The 16,280-nt window shown below is 70.5% G+C and carries 15 protein-coding genes; 8 read left to right on the forward strand and 7 right to left on the reverse strand.

The window, feature by feature from the left end:
* Positions 1-28 precede the first annotated feature (28 nt).
* Positions 29-697 carry an alpha/beta hydrolase gene (locus QE416_RS07635; RefSeq protein WP_307314966.1) on the reverse strand — a complete coding sequence of 223 codons (669 nt, stop codon included), beginning with the start codon at positions 695-697 and terminating at the stop codon, positions 29-31.
* A 97-nt stretch (positions 698-794) separates the two neighbouring features.
* Here QE416_RS07635 and QE416_RS07640 point away from each other — a divergent pair, with 97 nt between their 5' ends.
* A complete protein-coding gene (locus QE416_RS07640) occupies positions 795-1,409 on the forward strand; it encodes an NUDIX hydrolase family protein (protein WP_056226157.1) in 615 nt (204 codons plus the stop codon).
* Between the two features lie 80 nt (positions 1,410-1,489).
* On the forward strand, positions 1,490-3,412 hold the full coding sequence (locus QE416_RS07645; RefSeq protein WP_307314971.1) for a M3 family metallopeptidase: 1,923 nt from the start codon (positions 1,490-1,492) through the stop codon (positions 3,410-3,412).
* A 60-nt stretch (positions 3,413-3,472) separates the two neighbouring features.
* Here the strand turns inward: QE416_RS07645 and QE416_RS07650 are convergent, their stop codons facing one another.
* Positions 3,473-4,540: a low specificity L-threonine aldolase gene (locus tag QE416_RS07650; RefSeq protein WP_307314973.1), complete on the reverse strand. Its 1,068-nt coding sequence runs from the start codon at positions 4,538-4,540 to the stop codon at positions 3,473-3,475.
* Between the two features lie 121 nt (positions 4,541-4,661).
* Here QE416_RS07650 and QE416_RS07655 point away from each other — a divergent pair, with 121 nt between their 5' ends.
* Both QE416_RS07655 and QE416_RS07660 read left to right on the forward strand, forming a co-directional pair.
* Positions 4,662-7,844, forward strand: coding sequence for a DEAD/DEAH box helicase (locus QE416_RS07655; protein ID WP_307314974.1), 3,183 nt, complete (start codon positions 4,662-4,664; stop codon positions 7,842-7,844).
* Positions 7,845-7,937: 93 nt separating this feature from the next.
* Entirely contained in the window at positions 7,938-9,311 is a 1,374-nt protein-coding gene (locus tag QE416_RS07660) for an MFS transporter (protein ID WP_267786077.1), read from the forward strand.
* Here the strand turns inward: QE416_RS07660 and QE416_RS07665 are convergent.
* Together QE416_RS07665 and QE416_RS07670 are read right to left on the reverse strand one after the other, a co-directional pair.
* A complete protein-coding gene (locus QE416_RS07665; RefSeq protein WP_307314977.1) occupies positions 9,308-10,021 on the reverse strand; it encodes an SDR family oxidoreductase in 714 nt (237 codons plus the stop codon). The two genes, QE416_RS07660 and QE416_RS07665, sit on opposite strands and share 4 nt — an antisense overlap.
* Before the next feature lie 8 nt (positions 10,022-10,029).
* A complete protein-coding gene (locus QE416_RS07670) occupies positions 10,030-11,427 on the reverse strand; it encodes a DUF6421 family protein (RefSeq protein ID WP_307314980.1) in 1,398 nt (465 codons plus the stop codon).
* Between the two features lie 108 nt (positions 11,428-11,535).
* On the opposite strand from QE416_RS07670, the gene QE416_RS07675 reads away from it, so the two are divergent.
* From QE416_RS07675 to QE416_RS07685, 3 genes are all read left to right on the forward strand, one after another.
* On the forward strand, positions 11,536-12,024 hold the full coding sequence (locus QE416_RS07675; RefSeq protein WP_210072368.1) for an Lrp/AsnC family transcriptional regulator: 489 nt from the start codon (positions 11,536-11,538) through the stop codon (positions 12,022-12,024).
* A 93-nt stretch (positions 12,025-12,117) separates the two neighbouring features.
* The gene (locus QE416_RS07680) at positions 12,118-13,287 is read left to right on the forward strand and encodes a sensor histidine kinase (protein ID WP_307314984.1); all 1,170 of its coding nucleotides are present in this window, start codon (positions 12,118-12,120) and stop codon (positions 13,285-13,287) included.
* 25 nt (positions 13,288-13,312) lie between these two features.
* Positions 13,313-14,002, forward strand: a complete 690-nt coding sequence (locus QE416_RS07685; protein ID WP_267786081.1) for a response regulator transcription factor — start codon at positions 13,313-13,315, stop codon at positions 14,000-14,002.
* 12 nt (positions 14,003-14,014) lie between these two features.
* On the opposite strand, the gene QE416_RS07690 is transcribed toward QE416_RS07685, so the two are convergent.
* A complete protein-coding gene (locus QE416_RS07690) occupies positions 14,015-14,515 on the reverse strand; it encodes a hypothetical protein (protein WP_307314987.1) in 501 nt (166 codons plus the stop codon).
* Positions 14,516-14,596: 81 nt separating this feature from the next.
* Here QE416_RS07690 and QE416_RS07695 point away from each other — a divergent pair, with 81 nt between their 5' ends.
* Positions 14,597-15,211: a 2-phosphosulfolactate phosphatase gene (locus tag QE416_RS07695; RefSeq protein WP_267786083.1), complete on the forward strand. Its 615-nt coding sequence runs from the start codon at positions 14,597-14,599 to the stop codon at positions 15,209-15,211.
* A 6-nt stretch (positions 15,212-15,217) separates the two neighbouring features.
* Here QE416_RS07695 and QE416_RS07700 read toward each other — a convergent pair whose 3' ends face one another.
* On the reverse strand, positions 15,218-15,706 hold the full coding sequence (locus tag QE416_RS07700) for a SprT-like domain-containing protein (RefSeq protein ID WP_210072363.1): 489 nt from the start codon (positions 15,704-15,706) through the stop codon (positions 15,218-15,220).
* A gap of 30 nt (positions 15,707-15,736) precedes the next feature.
* Positions 15,737-16,264, reverse strand: coding sequence for a hypothetical protein (locus QE416_RS07705; RefSeq protein WP_056228266.1), 528 nt, complete (start codon positions 16,262-16,264; stop codon positions 15,737-15,739).
* Between the last annotated feature and the right edge of the window lie 16 nt (positions 16,265-16,280).

Consider the following 16,280-nt stretch of genomic DNA (forward strand, 5'->3'; position numbering starts at 1 on the left):
CGGCGGCAGGCCGTCGTCGCGCGCCGGCTCAGCCGCTCGCGGTCGTACCGCGATCGGCCAGACGGGCGTCGAGGAAGGCCCGGACGTCGTCGAGCTCGTCCTGCGAGATGGAGTGCGTCAACCCCGGATAGACCCGACCGCTCAGCTCGCTGTGCACGGGAAGCCATTGCGCCGTCACATCGACCAGAGCCGCAGGAATGACATCGTCTGCGGCGCCTCGGCCCCAGAACACCGGCGGGCGACGATTCGCGAGGAGGGCATCGCCGGGGAGCTCGCCGCCCGCCGCGTAGCCCGCGAGGACGACGGCGAACGACACGGCGTCCGGATCGACGCGCAGGGTCTGGAGCGCGACCGCGCCGCCCTGCGAGAAGCCCAGCAGCCCGACGGGCTCTTCACCGACGGCCTCGCGGGCCCAGGCGAGGACGGCGTGGGCGGCGAGGGTGATCGCTTCGGGGTCTCGACCGTCGAGACCCTCGATCGGGTACCACGAGGCGCCCGGCGTCGGCCAAGGCGGAGCCAGCGGGGCCCGCACGCTCGCGACGACGAAGGCCTCGGGAAGGTGCGGCACCAGTGCGAAAAGGTCGTGCTCGTCGGAGCCGTAGCCGTGCAGCAGCACCAGGACGGGCCGTCCGGCGCGTTCGGCGGGAGGCACGGACCACCGCACGACGGTCGGATCGAGGGACGGCTGAGCGTTCATGCCGCCATTGTCGCAAAGGCCTCCGACATCGAGATCGGAACGATACCGGCGCGCGGGACACGCGGCATCCGGGGCGGACGGTTGATATACAGGGAGCATGCCCGTGCGCACTCCCGATCCCGAACCCGGCGACAACGGCGATGAGCGCGAGCCGCTCTCGGCGTCCTTCTCAGGAGCGCAGGGAGGCCCCAACCCCAACCCCGGGTGGCTGAGCGAGGTCGAACTGGCCGAGGCGCGACGTCGTCTGCCGATGCTCTACGTCGAGGCTCTGCCCGTTCGCACCGACGGGATGGGGGCGGTGACCCAGGTCGGCATCCTGCTGCGTGCCACGCCCCTCGGCGAGATGACCCGCACGCTCGTCTCGGGTCGCGTCCGCTACGGCGAGACCGTGCGCGACGCGCTGTTCCGCCACCTCGAGAACGACCTCGGTCCCATGGCCTTCCCGCTGCTGCCGCCCTCGCCGACGCCGTTCACGGTCGCCGAGTACTTCCCCCTCCCCGGGGTCAGCGCCTTCCACGACGACCGTCAGCACGCCGTCGCCCTCGCCTTCGTGGTCCCGGTGACCGGTACCTGCGAGCCGCGTCAGGACGCGCTCGAGGTGACGTGGCTGTCGCCCGAGGAAGCGGCATCCGATGCCCTCTCCGACGAGATGGAGGGCGGCCGCGGCACCCTCATCCGTCAGGCGCTGGCGTCGGTGGGCGCTCTGCGCTGACCGACGTCCCCGGCCGGATCCACGGCGAATTCATCCGCCGCGCCGTTGCCGGTGTCGGCGGCCCTGCCTAGGGTCGATGCATGGCGCATCCTCCCCTGGAACCCCTCTCCCTCCCTCGCGATCTCGACGGCTGGAAGGCCTTCGCCGGTGAACGTCCGTCCGAACGCCTGGCGCGTGTGGCCGCGATCGACGCTCGTCTGGTGGCCGAGAGCGACCTGTCGATCAGCGACCGTCTCTCCCTCTGGAACGAGGCGGACATCGCACTCGCCGAGGCGGCGGCGCCCTCGCACCTCGTCAGTGAATCGCACCCGGATGCCGAGGTTCGCGACGCCGCCGAGAAGCAGGCGCAGGCCGTCGATGCGGTGCAGTCCCGCCGGCTCCTCGACCGCGCTCTGTGGCGGGTCTTCGCGGATGCCGAGCCGTCCGGACTCTCCCGCGACGAGCAGCGCTTCCTCGATCAGGTGCGCCGAGACTTCCGCCGCGGCGGCGTCGACCTTCCCGATGCCGATCGCGCCCGCGTCCGCGAGCTCACCGATCGCGACACCGAGCTCTCGCTGACCTTCTCTCGCAACATCCGCGAGGGCCGACGGGAGGTCCGCGTCTCGGCGGATTCGCTCGAGGGCCTACCCGCCGACTTCCTCGCCGAGCGTCCCGCCGACGAGGAGGGGATGATCACGCTGACCACCGAGTACACCGACCTCATGCCGGTCCGGGAATATGCCCGCGATCGGTCCGTGCGTCACGCGATGATGAGCGCGTACAACGATCTCGCCTGGCCCGTGAACGAAGCCGTCCTCGCCGAGCTGCTGGCGGTGCGTGCGGAGCGGGCCGCGCTGCTGGGGTACGGCGACTGGGCGGACTACGAGACCGAGACGCGCATGATCGGTTCGAGCGCGGCGGTGCGCGCCTTCCTCGATCGCGTGGCCGAAGCGGTCGCACCGGCGGCGGCGGGCGAATACGAGCGCGTTCTCGAGCGCCTGCGTCGCGACGACTCCGAGGCCGACGCGGTGACGATCGCCGACTTCTGGTACATCCTCGGCGCTCTCAAACGCGAGGAGTACGACGTCGATGCGCAGCTCGTCCGGTCGTACTTCCGCTTCGATCGCGTGCTCGAGGGCGTGTTGAACACCACCGCTCGCCTGCTCGCCGTGCGCTACGTGCCGGTCGAGGCACCCTCGTGGCACGATGACGTCCGCACCTACGACGTCGTCCGGGGCGAGGACCGCCTCGGACGCATCCACCTCGACCTTCATCCGCGCGACGGGAAGTACAACCACGCGGCGTGCTTCGGCCTCGCCCCGGGCATCGTCGGCCGGTCGCTTCCCGAATCGGTCCTGCTCTGCAACTTCTCGCGGGGACTCCTCGAGCACGACGAGGTCGTGACGTTCTTCCACGAGTTCGGTCACCTCGTGCACGACATCCTCGGCGGTCACCAGACCTGGGCGCGTTGGACGGGAGTGGCGACCGAGTGGGACTTCGTCGAGGCCCCGAGCCAGCTGCTCGAGGAGTGGGCGTGGGATGCCGAGGCCCTCGCGGCCTTCGCCGTGAACGACGCGGGCGAGCCGATCCCCGCCGATCTCGTCGCCCGCATGCGCACCGCCGACGCCTTCGGGCGGGGTCTCGAGGTCACGCGTCAGCTGGGCCACGCCACGACGTCGTACCGCCTGCACGTCGACCGGCCCGACGATCTCGCCACCGCTGTCGACGGGTACTACCGGGCCGCGAGTCCCATCACGCCGCTCGACGGGTCGCACTCCTACGCCGGATTCGGCCACCTCACCGGCTACGGCGCTTGTTACTACACCTACCAGTGGAGTCTGGTGATCGCGAGAGATCTGCTCTCGGCCTTCGGCGACGACCTGTTCGACGTCGAAACGGCCGCCCGGTACCGCCGGGAGATCCTCGAGCCCGGCGGCACACGGGATGCGCGGGAGCTCGTCGAGAGGTTCCTCGGCCGCGAGTCGACGTTCGACGCCTACCGCGACTGGCTCGCCGGGGCCTGACGGCCGCAGCGGGCCGCGGCTCCTCCTGTGAGTGCCGCGGCCCACTCGGTCCGTGAGGCGTCAGGCGGTCGTCTCTCGCGCGATCGCGGCGACGAACGAGTCGATGTCGGTCTCGGTCGTGTCGAACGAGCACATCCATCGCACCTCGCGACGAAGTTCGTCCCAATCGTAGAAACGGAAGCTCTGGCGGAGCCGATCGGCGACACCGGCGGGGAGAGTTGCGAAGACGCCGTTCGCCTGGGTGGGCTGCGTGAACTCGACACCCTGGATCGACCCGTCGGCGAGACCCGCCTCGATGCCGGCGCGAAGGCGCTGCGCCATGGCATTCGAATGGCGGGCGTTGTGCAACCAGAGGTCGTTCTCGAGTAGGGCGACGAGTTGCGCCGACACGAAGCGCATCTTGCTCGAGAGCTGCATGTCGAGTTTGCGGAGGTAGGTCAGGCCCGTGGACGCCTCGGGATCGAGCACGACGATGGCCTCGCCGATCATGGCGCCGTTCTTGGTGCCGCCGAAGCTCAACACGTCGACACCCGCATCGCGGGTGAAGGCGCGAAGGGGCACATCGAGGGCGGCGGCGGCGTTCGCGATGCGCGCACCGTCCATGTGCAGGCGCATGCCGTGCCCGTGGGCGTGGGCCGCGAGTTCGCGGATCTCCTCGACGCTGTAGAGGGTCCCCAGCTCCGTCGACTGGGTGATCGAGACCACGAGCGGCTGCGCGCGGTGCTCGTCGCCCCATCCCCAGGCCTCGCGGTCGACGAGCTCGGGGGTGAGCTTTCCGTCATCGGTGGGCACGGTGAGCAGCTTGATCCCGCCGACCCGTTCGGGCGCCCCGCCCTCATCGACGTTGATGTGAGCGGTGGATGCCGAGATCACGGCGCCCCAACGGGGGAGCATCGACTGCAGCCCGACGACGTTGGCGCCCGTGCCGTTGAAGACCGGATAGGTCTCGACACCCTCGCCGAGAAGCGAGACGAACAGGTCCTGGAGGCGGGCGGTGTAGACGTCTTCGCCGTAGGCGACCTGGTGGCCGTCGTTGGCAGCGGCGATCGCGGCCAGCACGTCGGGGTGGATTCCGGAGTAGTTGTCGGAGGCGAAACCGCGCACCGAGGAGTCGTGGAGGGTGGTCACTCTTCCAGCGTAACGACCGGCCGACTCGACGCCTCCTCCCCGGCGGCAGATCTCGGCGCGTTGTCCCCACTCCGCCCCCGTCCGGCCCCCGAGTGTCGGTGGGGCCGGGGAGAATGGCGTCATGCACATGGACCCTGAGGCGCTCAGCATCGCCGGTGAGATCTTCTCTCCGGCGGCCATGACGCGCGCCGATCGGCTCCTGATCTACGGCTCCGTCGAGGTCGGCGACGTCAAGACGTTCGACGGAGTACTCGTCGTCTCGGCGCAGTCGTTCGGCGCGGCGGGGTACGAGCATCTCGAACTGCGCGTGCCCACCGATTTCACGCGCGTCTCAGGCTGGTGCTCGTGCGGCCGCGGCCCCGAGTGCGAGCATTCCTGCGCCGCGGCTGTCCTGCTCTTCGACCGCATGATCTCGGCGGGTCGGCCCCCGCGCCCCGAGTGGCAGCGCACCCTCGATGAACTGCTGACGGTCGACGCACGGTTCCCCGACGAACCCCCGGTCGATCTGTGTCTCTTCCTCGCCATCCGTCGCGGTGGGGGTCACGGCCGCACCACCGCCCTGACGCTCACCGCCCGCCCCGGTATGCGAGGCTCGCGCGGCACCTGGATCAAGGGGCGCGCGGGGTGGTCGGGCCTGTCCCTGCTGTCCGCCGACCCGCGCGCGCGTGCCGCGCTCGACAGTCTGGGCCGCCTCGGCCGCTCGGGCAACGGCGCATACCTCTCCGATGAGTGGATGCCGCTCTCCGCCGTTCCGCCGCACTCGCTCTGGATGCAGCTCGAGGCTGTCATCGCGGCCGGTGTACCGCTCGTGGCCGCTTCCGGCGTGCATCACCCGGTGCAGATCCTCGAGGGGGAAAGGACCGCCGCGGTCGCCGTCGACCGTCGCGGCTCGGCCCTACACGTCCGCGGGATCGTCGAGGGCCTCGATGACGAGGTCGCCTCCTCGCCGTCGTGGGTGGTGGGCGACCCCGCCGTGGCGGTGGCCTTCGTCGCGGATCGTGACGGTGACGACGAGCGATTCACCCTGGCGCGTCTCTCGACCCCGGCGGCGGGCGCCCTCCGCGGGTTGCTGGCGCGCACGGCCGCGCTCGCGGTCGACGGGGGCTCGGACGCCTTCTTCCGCGACTACCTTCCGCGCTTGCAGCTCGAGGCGCCCGTGGTCTCTCCCAGGGGCACGATCGATGTGCCGCCCCCGCCCCGTCCCGTCCTCGAGGTCGCCGTCGACCATCGGGCCGGTCGCGCGTCCGTCGCCGTACGGTGGGACCGGTCGTCGACCAACGGCCGACGTGACGAGGCGTACGAGGCGTCTACCTGGGAGGCTGTGTCGGCCATCGCGTCGGAGCTGCGTCTCGAGCTGCCACAGCCGTTTCCCTCGGGCACCACTCCGCCGCGCATATGGGCTCCCGCGGAGGCGGCGATCTTCGTCGTCGAGGCGATGCCGCGCCTGCGGGCTCTCGAAGACGTCCGGGTGACCGTGGCCGATGGGGCTGCGCCCTACCGTGCGGCTGCCGAGCCGGCCTCCGTCGAGCTGCGCACCGGAGACGACGACGGCAGCGACTGGTTCGACCTGCACGCGCGCGTGACGGTGGGTGACGCCGAGGTCGACTTCTCCGATCTCTACACCGCGCTCGTCGTCGGCGACCGCGCGCTCTTCCTCGCAGACGGGTCCTATGTGCGTTTGGACACCCCCGCCTTCGACCGCCTGCGAGCCGTCATCGACGAGGCGCGAACTCTCGCCGATCGCCCGGACGGCCAGATGAAGCTCAACCGCTACAACGTCGGTCTGTGGGACGACCTCTCCGAACTGGGACTGCTCGCGGCGCAAGAGGCCGAGTGGTGGCTGCGCGTCCGCGGCCTCACGGACGAGGCCGCCATCGCCCCCGTGGCGCCTCCCACGGGACTGCGGGCCACTCTGCGCGACTATCAGCGCACGGGTCTGGACTGGTTGCACTTCCTTCGCACGCAGGGACTCGGGGGAGTGCTCGCCGACGACATGGGGCTCGGCAAGACGGTGCAGGCAATCGCGATGATGGAGGTCGCGCGCGAATCCGATCCCGAGATGGCACCGTTCCTGATCGTGGCGCCGACGAGTGTGGTCGGCAACTGGGCGCGCGAGTGCGCCGCGTTCGCACCGGGGCTCAGGGTGCAAACCATCACCGCTACGCAGGCGCGCCGTTCGACCCTCATCGCCGAGCAAGCGGCCGGCGCGCATGTCGTGGTGACCAGCTACGCGCTGTTCCGTCTGGAGCAGGAGCAGTACGCCGAGCTCGAGTGGTCGGGTCTCGTGCTCGACGAGGCACAGCAGATCAAGAATCCCTCGTCGCGCGGCTACCGCGCCGCTCGGGCCCTCTCGGTGCCGTTCACCCTCGTCATCACGGGCACCCCCATGGAGAACAACCTCCTCGAACTCTGGGCTCTGATGTCGCTGGTCGCCCCGGGGCTCTTGGGGACCCGCGAGTCGTTCACCGCCATGTACCGCACCCCCATCGAGAAGCACTCCGACAGCGCCCGGCTCGACCTTCTTCGTCGTCGCATCCGCCCGTTCCTTCTGCGGCGCACGAAAGAACGAGTCGCCGCCGAGCTGCCCTCGAAGCAGGAGACCGTGGTCGAGGTCACCCTGCATCCGACGCATCGCAAGCTGTACGACCGGCGCTTCCATCGAGAACGTCAACGTCTCCTCGGTCTGCTCGACGATGCCGAAGGCAATCGCTTCGCGATCTTCCGGTCGTTGACCATGCTGCGTCAGCTCGCCCTCGACCCGGCGCTCGTCGACGAGGGAGAGGCGCCCTCCGCCAAGCTCGACGCTCTGGTCGAACTGGTGACCGAGGCCGCCGCCGAGGGACACCGCGTCCTCGTCCTGAGCCAGTTCACGCGGTTCCTGCGCGCCGCTCGCGAGAGGTGCACCGAGGCGGGCCTTCCAACCGGCTACCTCGACGGTGCCACCACGCACCGGCAGGCTGAGATCGACCGCTTCCGCGAGGGCGACGACCCGGCGTTCTTCATCTCGCTCAAGGCGGGAGGGGTCGGCCTCAATCTCGTCGAGGCCGACTACGTCGTGCTGCTCGACCCGTGGTGGAACCCCGCGGTCGAAGACCAGGCCATCGACCGTGCGCACCGCATCGGCCAGACGCGCCCGGTGATCGTCTACCGTCTCGTGGCCGCCGACACCATCGAACAGAAGGTCGTCACTTTGCGCGAGACGAAAGCGGAGCTGTTCTCCCGCGTGCTCGACGGGGGTGAGGGTGAGACCTTCGGCGGGGGCACCCGCCTGACGGCGGCGGACATCCGCAGCCTCATCGACTGACGCAGCCGTGAACTCGACCGCACCCGGGGGGGGGGCGTGCCGTCGATCGACCAGACCCTGGTCAATGTCGGACCCCCGGTCTACCGTGGCGCTATGTCCGAGAGCCCGGCCTCTGCTGCACCGCCCGCCGCTGCCGCGTCCGCCCGGCGCGGCACCTTCCTCGCGGTGCTCGTCAACACGGCTGCGGCCAACGTGACGACGAGCTTCCTCTGGTTCGCTCTCACGTTCTGGGTGTATCTCGAAACCCGTTCGGTGCTCGCTACCGGCATCGTCGGCGGTGCGTACATGCTCTTGCTCGCCGTGTTCGCGATGGTGTTCGGCTCGCTCGTCGATCGTCACCGCAAGCACCGGGTCATGGTGGTCTCCGGGTTCGTGACGCTCGTGGCGTTCCTGCTGGCGGGGGCGCTCTGGCTGGCATTCCCCGAGGCCGTGCTCCTCGACCTCGGCGGGCCGTGGTTCTGGCTGTTCGCGGGCGTCATCCTCGCCGGGGCCGTGATCGAGAACCTTCGCAACATCGCGCTGTCGACGACCGTGACGCTTCTCGTGCCCGTCGAGCGTCACGCCAACGCGAACGGGCTCGTCGGCACGGTGCAGGGGCTCGCCTTCGTCGTGACCAGCGTCTTCAGTGGCCTCTCGGTGGGCTTTCTCGGCATGGGGTGGACGCTGGCCATCTCGCTCGTGCTCACCGCCCTCGCTCTCGCGCACCTGTTGACCATCCGCATCCCCGAGGAGCGCCCCGCCGCCGGGCAGCGCCCCGGTCCGATCGTCGATCTGCGCGGGGCGATCCGAGCGGTGCGTCTCGCGCCGGGGCTCTTCGCCCTCATCGTCTTCTCGACGTTCAACAACCTCATCGGCGGCGTCTACATGGCGCTCATGGACCCCTACGGTCTCGAGATGTTCGATGTGAAGGTCTGGGGGATCGTCCTCGGGATCACCGCGACCGGCTTCATCATCGGCGGCGGTCTCGTCGCGAAGTTCGGCCTCGGCAAGAACCCCATCCGCACCATGCTCTGGATCGTCATGGCGATGGGCGCGCTCGGCGCGCTGTTCACTCTCCGCGAGTGGTGGTGGCTGTACGCGCTCGGCATCTGGGTCTACATGGCCCTCATCCCGCCGGTCGAGGCGGCCGAGCAGACGGTCATTCAAAAGGTGGTGCCCTTCGAGACCCAGGGGCGCGTCTTCGGCTTCGCCGCGGCGTTCGAATCGGCCGCGGCACCCGTGACGTCGTTCCTCATCGCGCCGATCGCGCAGTTCCTGATCATCCCTTACATGGACGGTGAGAGTGGGCGCTCGACGTGGGGCTGGCTGCTCGGCGAGGGAGATTCGCGCGGCATCGCGCTGGTCTTCGCCGTCTCCGGCGTCGTGATGGTGATCGCGGCTGCGATGGCGTTCCTCACGCGCTCGTACCGCACGCTCTCGCGGCAGTACCGCACGGCTGAGGTCCACGCCGGGGTGGGGTCGAGCTAACCGCCCGTGTCAATGTCGACGACGACGTCGTTCCACGCCGCGGCTTCGTCGTCCCACAGCGCAACGACGGCGGATGCCAGGGCTTCTTCGAGTCCGCCGAGGCTGCGCACGCGGAAGATCACGCCCGCGGCCGACAGCTCCCGCCCCGTATCGCGCGCGGACTTCGCGTACCCCTGTGCGACGGCCCGCGTCCACGCCTCGCTCGCCGCTTTCACCGCGGCGTAGTTCGCGCCTCCGGCGAGGGGGCGTACGACGGCGGTCGACGAGACGATGGCGAGCCGCCCGGCATCCGAGGTGCGCAGGTCGTCGTCGAAGACGCGGCTGACGTTACGCAGAGCCGTGAACGACCGCAGCAGAACGGCGAGGTCCTCGTCGCTCTGTCCGGCGAGCCCCCCTCCACCGCGCCAGCCGCCGACGAGGTGGATCACGCCGTCGACGGTCCCGTGGGCGGCGTGCACGCGGTCGCGCAGAGCCGACACGGCGGCCGGGTCGGTCAGGTCGCACAGCTCCGTCGCCGCCGCGGGCGCGGACTCGGCGGCCTCGCGCAGGCGGGCGGCGTTCGAACCCACGACCACGACCCGCGCTCCCGCCTCGCCGAGAACGCGAGCACAGGCGCGGCCGGCTGCACTCGTTCCGCCCGCGAGCAGAACGAGTCGCCCGCGTACCCGCTCCCGCGGCTCGACCGCGGGGTCGGCTGTCACCTCGCTCATCCGGGTGTTCAGTCCGTTCCGCGAATTCCCTCGGTCGATGCGATGACGGGACGCATCTTCTTCTCCAGCGCCTCGAAGAACATCGACAGGGGGAACTCGTCGTCGAGCACCGCATCGGTGTAGCCCTTGGGCAATCCCGCGAGCACCTCATCGGGCAGGCCTCGTGCCCACACCGAAGCGGGGTGGGGTGTGACGACCGAGCGCACGAGGTCGTAGGCGGCGAGCCAGTGGGCGACCTTGGGGCGGTCGATCGAGCGCCAGTACAGTTCGTCGATCGCATCCGCGAGGGCGATGACCGCGGCGGGTACCTCGTCCCAGTCGAAGGCGAGCGAGGTGTCGGTCCAGTGCAGCACGCGTCGCTGATGCAGCCAGGCGAACAGCAGCTGCCCGCCGAGACCGTCGTAGTTGCGCACGCGAGAGCCGGTGATGGCGAAGCGGAAGATGCGGTCGAAGATCACGGCGTACTGCACAAGCTCGGCGTGCTCGAGCATCGCTGCCTCGGCGTCGTCGAGGTCGTCCCGGGCGACCAGGCGCGCCTGCAGCGACACGCACTCGCGAAACGCGGTGAGGTCGCAGCGCAGTTCTTCGAGCGAGTAGAGGAAGAACGGCATCCGCTGCTTGATCATGAAGGGGTCGAACGGCAGGTCGCCGCGCATGTGCGTGCGGTCATGGATGAGATCCCACATCACGAACGTCCGCTCGGCGAGGTCCTGATCGTCGAGCAGACGCGCGGCGGCGTCCGGGAGTCGGAGTTTCGTGATGTCCGCGGCGGCGCGGGTCACGCGACGGTAGCGTGCGGCCTCGCGGTCCTGGAAGATCGCGCCCCACGTGAACGCGGGAACCTCGCGCATCGCGACGGTCTCGGGAAAGAGCACGGCCGAGTTGGTGTCGTAGCCCGAGGTGAAGTCGACCAGCCGCAGCGAGACGAAGAGGCGGTTGGTGTACTCGGTCTCGAGCCGCGCGATGAACTCCGGCCAGATCGCCTCGACGATCACCGCCTCGACGTGCCGTTCACTCGAGCCGTTCTGCGTGTACATCGGGAAGAGCACGAGGTGACGGATGCCGTCGACGCGGTGCTCCTGCGGGTGAAAGGCGACCAGGGAGTCGAGGAAGTCGGGAACCCCGAGCCCCTCGTCTCGCCAGCGGCGGAAGTCCGTGACGGATGCCGCGAGGTAGGCCGCGTCGTGCGGGAAGAGGGGCGCGAGCGCCTCGATCGCCGCGGTCAGGTCGTCGAGCAGGGGGGTCGCCGCGACGATGTCCTCGATGGAGCCGTCCTTGGCCTGCAGCGCCTGCAGTGCGGTGGCGGCGCCCTTGAGCTTCGCCCAGGCGGGGGTCTGCTCGACCGTATCGACGCCGTGTCCGGCGATCAGATCGTCGGCGGCACGGGTAGGCGCGGCGGTGGTCATGGCATCCTCCATTCGATGCTGTAAATATTCCTGCTGAATGTGGATGCTAACGGAAAAATTACGGATCCCGCCAGAGGGGGACTCGCCGCCGCTGATACTGTCGACCGCATGACCGAGGCCTCCTCCCGCGCTCCTCGCCTCGAGGACTCCGTCGACGCAGCGATCGTCCGCGAGATCTCACTCGACGCGCGCGCCACGCTGTCGCACCTGTCGGAGCGCGTCGGCCTCTCGGTCTCGGCCGTCCAGTCGCGGCTGCGCCGGCTCGAAGCTCGAGGGATCGTGAAGGGCTACCGCCCGATCCTCGATGCCGAGGCGCTGGGGCGGCCGCTCGCGGCCTTCGTCGAGATCACGCCGCTCGACCCCGCGCAGCCCGACAACGCTCCCGAGCTGCTCGCCCACCTGACGCCGATCGAGGCCTGCCACTCCATCGCGGGCGAGGCGGCGTACATGCTCTTCGTCCGCGTGCCGACGCCGCGCGACCTCGAGGCGCTCATCCGCGACATCCGCGCCGCGGCCCAGGTGAACACCCGCACGACCGTCGTGCTGCAGACCTTCTTCGAGGCGCGTCCGATCGAGCCGGCCGACTTCCCGGCCTGATCCGCCCTCGCCTCGAGGCTCCTCCCGACGGCCGACACAGATACACCCCGGGACGGATGCCGTGACCACGGCCGCCCGCGTAGCGTGGCGGTGATGTTCGCTCTCCGCCCGCTCACCCGCTACCAGTTGGTCACCGACCTCGGCATCGCCGTGATCTTCTTCCTGGTGGCGATCGCCATCGAGCTCGTCGCGAGTGCCACCCCGGTCGACAGCGTCGCCGCGCTCTTCGTCGCACTCGCCTTCGCGAGCTCGGTGGGTCTGCGGCGCCTGCACCCGGGACTCGCCCTGTGCGTCGCGTGGGCAGCCGCCCTCGTGCAGATGGGCTTCGGCCGGCAGCCGTCCCCGTCAGACCTCGCGATCTTCGCCGTGCTGTACACGACGGGCGCGTACGGGACGCGGCGCGTGTTCTGGTTCGGGTTCGGTTCGGCGATCGTCGGCGCGGCCGTGGTGCCGATCTACCTCGTGGGCCGCGGTCTGCAGGCTCCGCCCAACGGCAACGACTGGTTCGCGGTCATCGCCCTCTTCCTCGCCGCGGGCTTCGCCCTCATGCTGGCCTGGGTCTCGGGCGCGCTCGTGCGCACGGCGATGCGGGCCGCGGCGAACAGTCGCGCCCAGCGCGCGGCCGAGGCCGAGACGATCGCGGAGCAGGAGCGCGTCCGCATCGCCCGCGACATGCACGACGTCGTCGCCCACTCCCTGGCAGTGGTCATCGCCCAAGCCGACGGGGCCCGCTACGCCGCGGCCTCGGATCCCCGGGCCACCTCCGAGGCGCTCACGACGATCTCGTCGACCGCGCGGGCGGCGCTCGCCGACGTTCGGCTCCTTCTCACCCAGCTCCGGCACTCTCAGGCCGAGGGGCCGCAGCCCACCCTCGCCGATCTGGAAGTCCTCTTCCAGCGGATGCGTGCCGCGGGCGTCGACGTCCAGGTCGGGGTCGATCCGCTCCCTCCCGGCGAGCCCCCCGCGGCCATCCAGCTCGCGGTGTACCGCATCATGCAGGAGGCGCTCACGAACGCCCTGCGCCACGGTGTCGACCCGCGCGTGCGCGTCCACCTGGCGTGGTGGCCCGACCGCGTCGTGGTCTCGGTGCGCAACGCCCGGGCCACGGCATCCGTCCCCGTCCTTTCCAGCTCCGCGCCCGGCGGTCACGGTCTCATCGGCATGCGCGAACGCGCGCAGCTCGTCGGCGGCCACCTGACGGCCGGACCGGAGTATGGCGAGTTCGTCGTCCGAGCCACCCTGCCGATCGGTGCTGCGCTGTGAGCGGCCGTTCGCCGCGGCAGAGCGGATGCCGAGCCACCCCCGAACCGCGAGAGGAGCCGTCATCGTGACCGCCCCCGTCCGCATCGTCCTCGTCGACGATCAAGCCCTGTTCCGTGCCGGTATCCGCATGGTGATCGACTCCCAGCCCGACCTCGAGGTGGTGGGGGAGGCCTCCGACGGACGCGAGGGCATCGAGGTCGTGCGAGCGACGCGCCCCGACCTGGTGCTCATGGACGTGCGGATGCCGGTCCTGGACGGGCTCGCGGCCACCGCCGAGATCCTGCGCGAGCCCGACGCTCCGCGCGTGGTGGTGCTGACGACCTTCGACCTCGACGAGGCCGCGGCTCGGGCCATCCAGGGCGGGGCGAGCGGGTTCCTGCTCAAGGACTCCGAGCCGGAGTTCTTGTTGTCCGCGGTGCGGACGGTCCACGCGGGTTCCGCCGTCATCGCCGCCGAGGCCACGAGAGAGCTCTTCGCCCACATCGCCGACGGCGGGGGCGGGGAGCCGGTGCCGGCCGCCTACGGGGCGCTCACCGATCGAGAACGCGAGATCTTCGCACTCGCGGCGGCGGGACTCAGCAACGCCGAGATCGCCGAGCGCGAGTTCCTGTCCGAGGCCACGGTCAAGACGCACATCAGCCGCATCCTCACCAAGCTCGCCCTGCGCGATCGCGTGCAGCTGGTCGTCTTCGCCTATCGCCACGGCCTCGCCTGAGGCGATCCCGGGTCAGTCGGCGTCGTTCTCGGGGTCGTGCGCCCAGGTGGGGGCGAGTGACTTGATGCGCGCCGCCCGCCACTGCCACGTCGCCCACAGCGCCGGCCACAGCGCGGGAGCCGCGGCCCCGCCGATCGTGAGACGCTCTCGCCAGAGCGTGCGGCCGGGCTCTCCCGGAGCCTCCGACACCGCCATCTGGTGGTCCCAGACGTCGAGCACCGAGAGCGGCCCGGTCAGCGGAACACCCCAATCGCGGAACACGCGCACGCGCCCGTGCGCGTCGCTGGTCTCACGGTCGGCGACCGAGATGAGCTGACGCCCGACCGGCAGCAGGCCCGCGACGCTCATCTGCACGGGCACGTCGTCGCCGGACTCGAACGAGGTCGGCATCTCGCCGAGGGCCTCGACGTCGAGGAGGGGGCCGTACAACTCCGCCACCGCGCGCGGGGAGTGCAGGGCGCGCCAGGCGGCATCCGGGTCGCAGTCGATGACGAACTTCAGCAGGATGCGCATGAGTCGATCGTGCCCGATCCCGGTGATCGGCGGGCACGGCTTGACGCGGGGAGTCCGTTCCGGGCGTTTTACGATCGAGGGATGCCGTCTTCTCCCGCCCTCGCGCAGTCCGACTACCAGGTGCGTCTGGATTGGGGACGCGCGGGGCTGGATCGCCTCGCCCCGTCCCACGTCGTGATCGTCGTGCAGACGCTGGGACTGTCGATGCGCGCACTGGCCGCGACCGAGAACGGCGGGTCCCATCTCCTCGAGGGCGATCCGGCCGCGCAGCTCGCGCTCGCCGCCGCGAACGAGGGCGCCCACGTCGTCATCGGCGGACTGCGCAACGCGGCCGCCGTCGCGGCCCACGTGCTCGAGGTGCAGCGCGCCCGAGGGGAGCGCACCAGCATCTCGGTCATCGCCGCCGGCTCCCCAGACGCCGACAGCCTCCGCTTCGCGGTCGAGGACCTGCTGGGGGCGGGTGCCGTCGTCGCCGCGCTCGGCGACCTGGGCATCGACCACGGCTCTCCCGACGCCGCGGTGGCGGGAGAGGGGTTCCGCGCCCTCGGGGGCGCCGTACGGCACCTGCTGACGGCCAGTGGGACAGGCCGCGTCCTCGGGGCCGAAGGGGCGCGAGAGGCGGTGCTGGCCGCGGCCGCACGCGATGCGGCATCCGTCGTCCCCGTCCTCCGAGACGGGATCATCGTCGCCGCCTGAGCCCCTCTAGCGGGGCAGCGACGCCGCCAGCCGCGTCGCGCGGCTGATGTCGCGATGCACCCACGACAGCGCGAATCGCGGATCGAACGACGGAGCGCACTTCGCGCACGAGGTGGGGCGGGTCGCGCGGCGATGACGGTAGGCGACGTGCCCCGCCGGGCACGTGCCCACCCAGGGCGCGAGTTCGTTCGCGGTCTCGCCGGCGTGCGTCGTGCCGCCGACGTAGCCGAGCCCGCGCGCGGTGCGCTTCCACACCGGACCGTGCCCGGCCGCCGCTCCCGCGACGGCGTGCGCGACCTCGTGCAGCAGCGTCTGGTGGTTGGTGTCGTCGTCGTAGCGTGCCGAGAGGTACCGCGAGACGCTGATGCGCTTACGGCCGTAGTCGCACAGGCCCGCGCGCCGCTTGGCGTTGTCGAAGGCGAACGTCCACGAGTCGTCGAGGTGCAGGGCGATCAGCGCCTCTGCCCAGATGCGGACGCGCTGCAGGTCGGACATGAGCGGAAGCCTAGGTGGGACCGACGACACTCAGCTCGCGACGACCTCGCGCGTGCGCCGACGCTCCGCGGCGTCGATCGCGAGCAGGGTCGATTCAAGTTGCGCGTCGGTGGCGCCGGCGTTCTGACGCAGGAACAGTGCCTGCTTGAAGTCGCGGCGGGCGGCGTCGAAGTCGCCTTCGTCGTAATGCACCTTGCCGCGGTGCTGGAGCGCGAAGGCGGCGATGCTCGCCCAGCCCTGGCCCTCGGCCTCTTCGGCGCACATGGTGAGTTCCTGCTCGGCGGCGGCGTAGGCCCCGCGGCACTGCATGATCGTGGCGTGCAGGATGCGCGCGCGCAGCAGATCGCGACGGGTTCCGGCCATTCGGGCGACGCGCACCGACTGCTCCGAGATGGCGAGCGCCTCGTCGAATCGATCGAGCACCTTCAGGAGCCAGACCCGCTCGAGCAGGGCGTGGAGGCTGCGCTGGGAACCGATCTCCTCGAGCCGCTCCGCGCACTCGCGGGAGTCGGTGACCTCTCGCAAGGTATCGGGGTCGTACCCGTGGATGTAGCTCACCATCGCTCCTCTCGTT

It is taken from the genome of Microbacterium sp. SORGH_AS_0421, from assembly GCF_030818635.1.
In the GTDB taxonomy this organism is placed as follows: Bacteria; Actinomycetota; Actinomycetes; order Actinomycetales; family Microbacteriaceae; genus Microbacterium.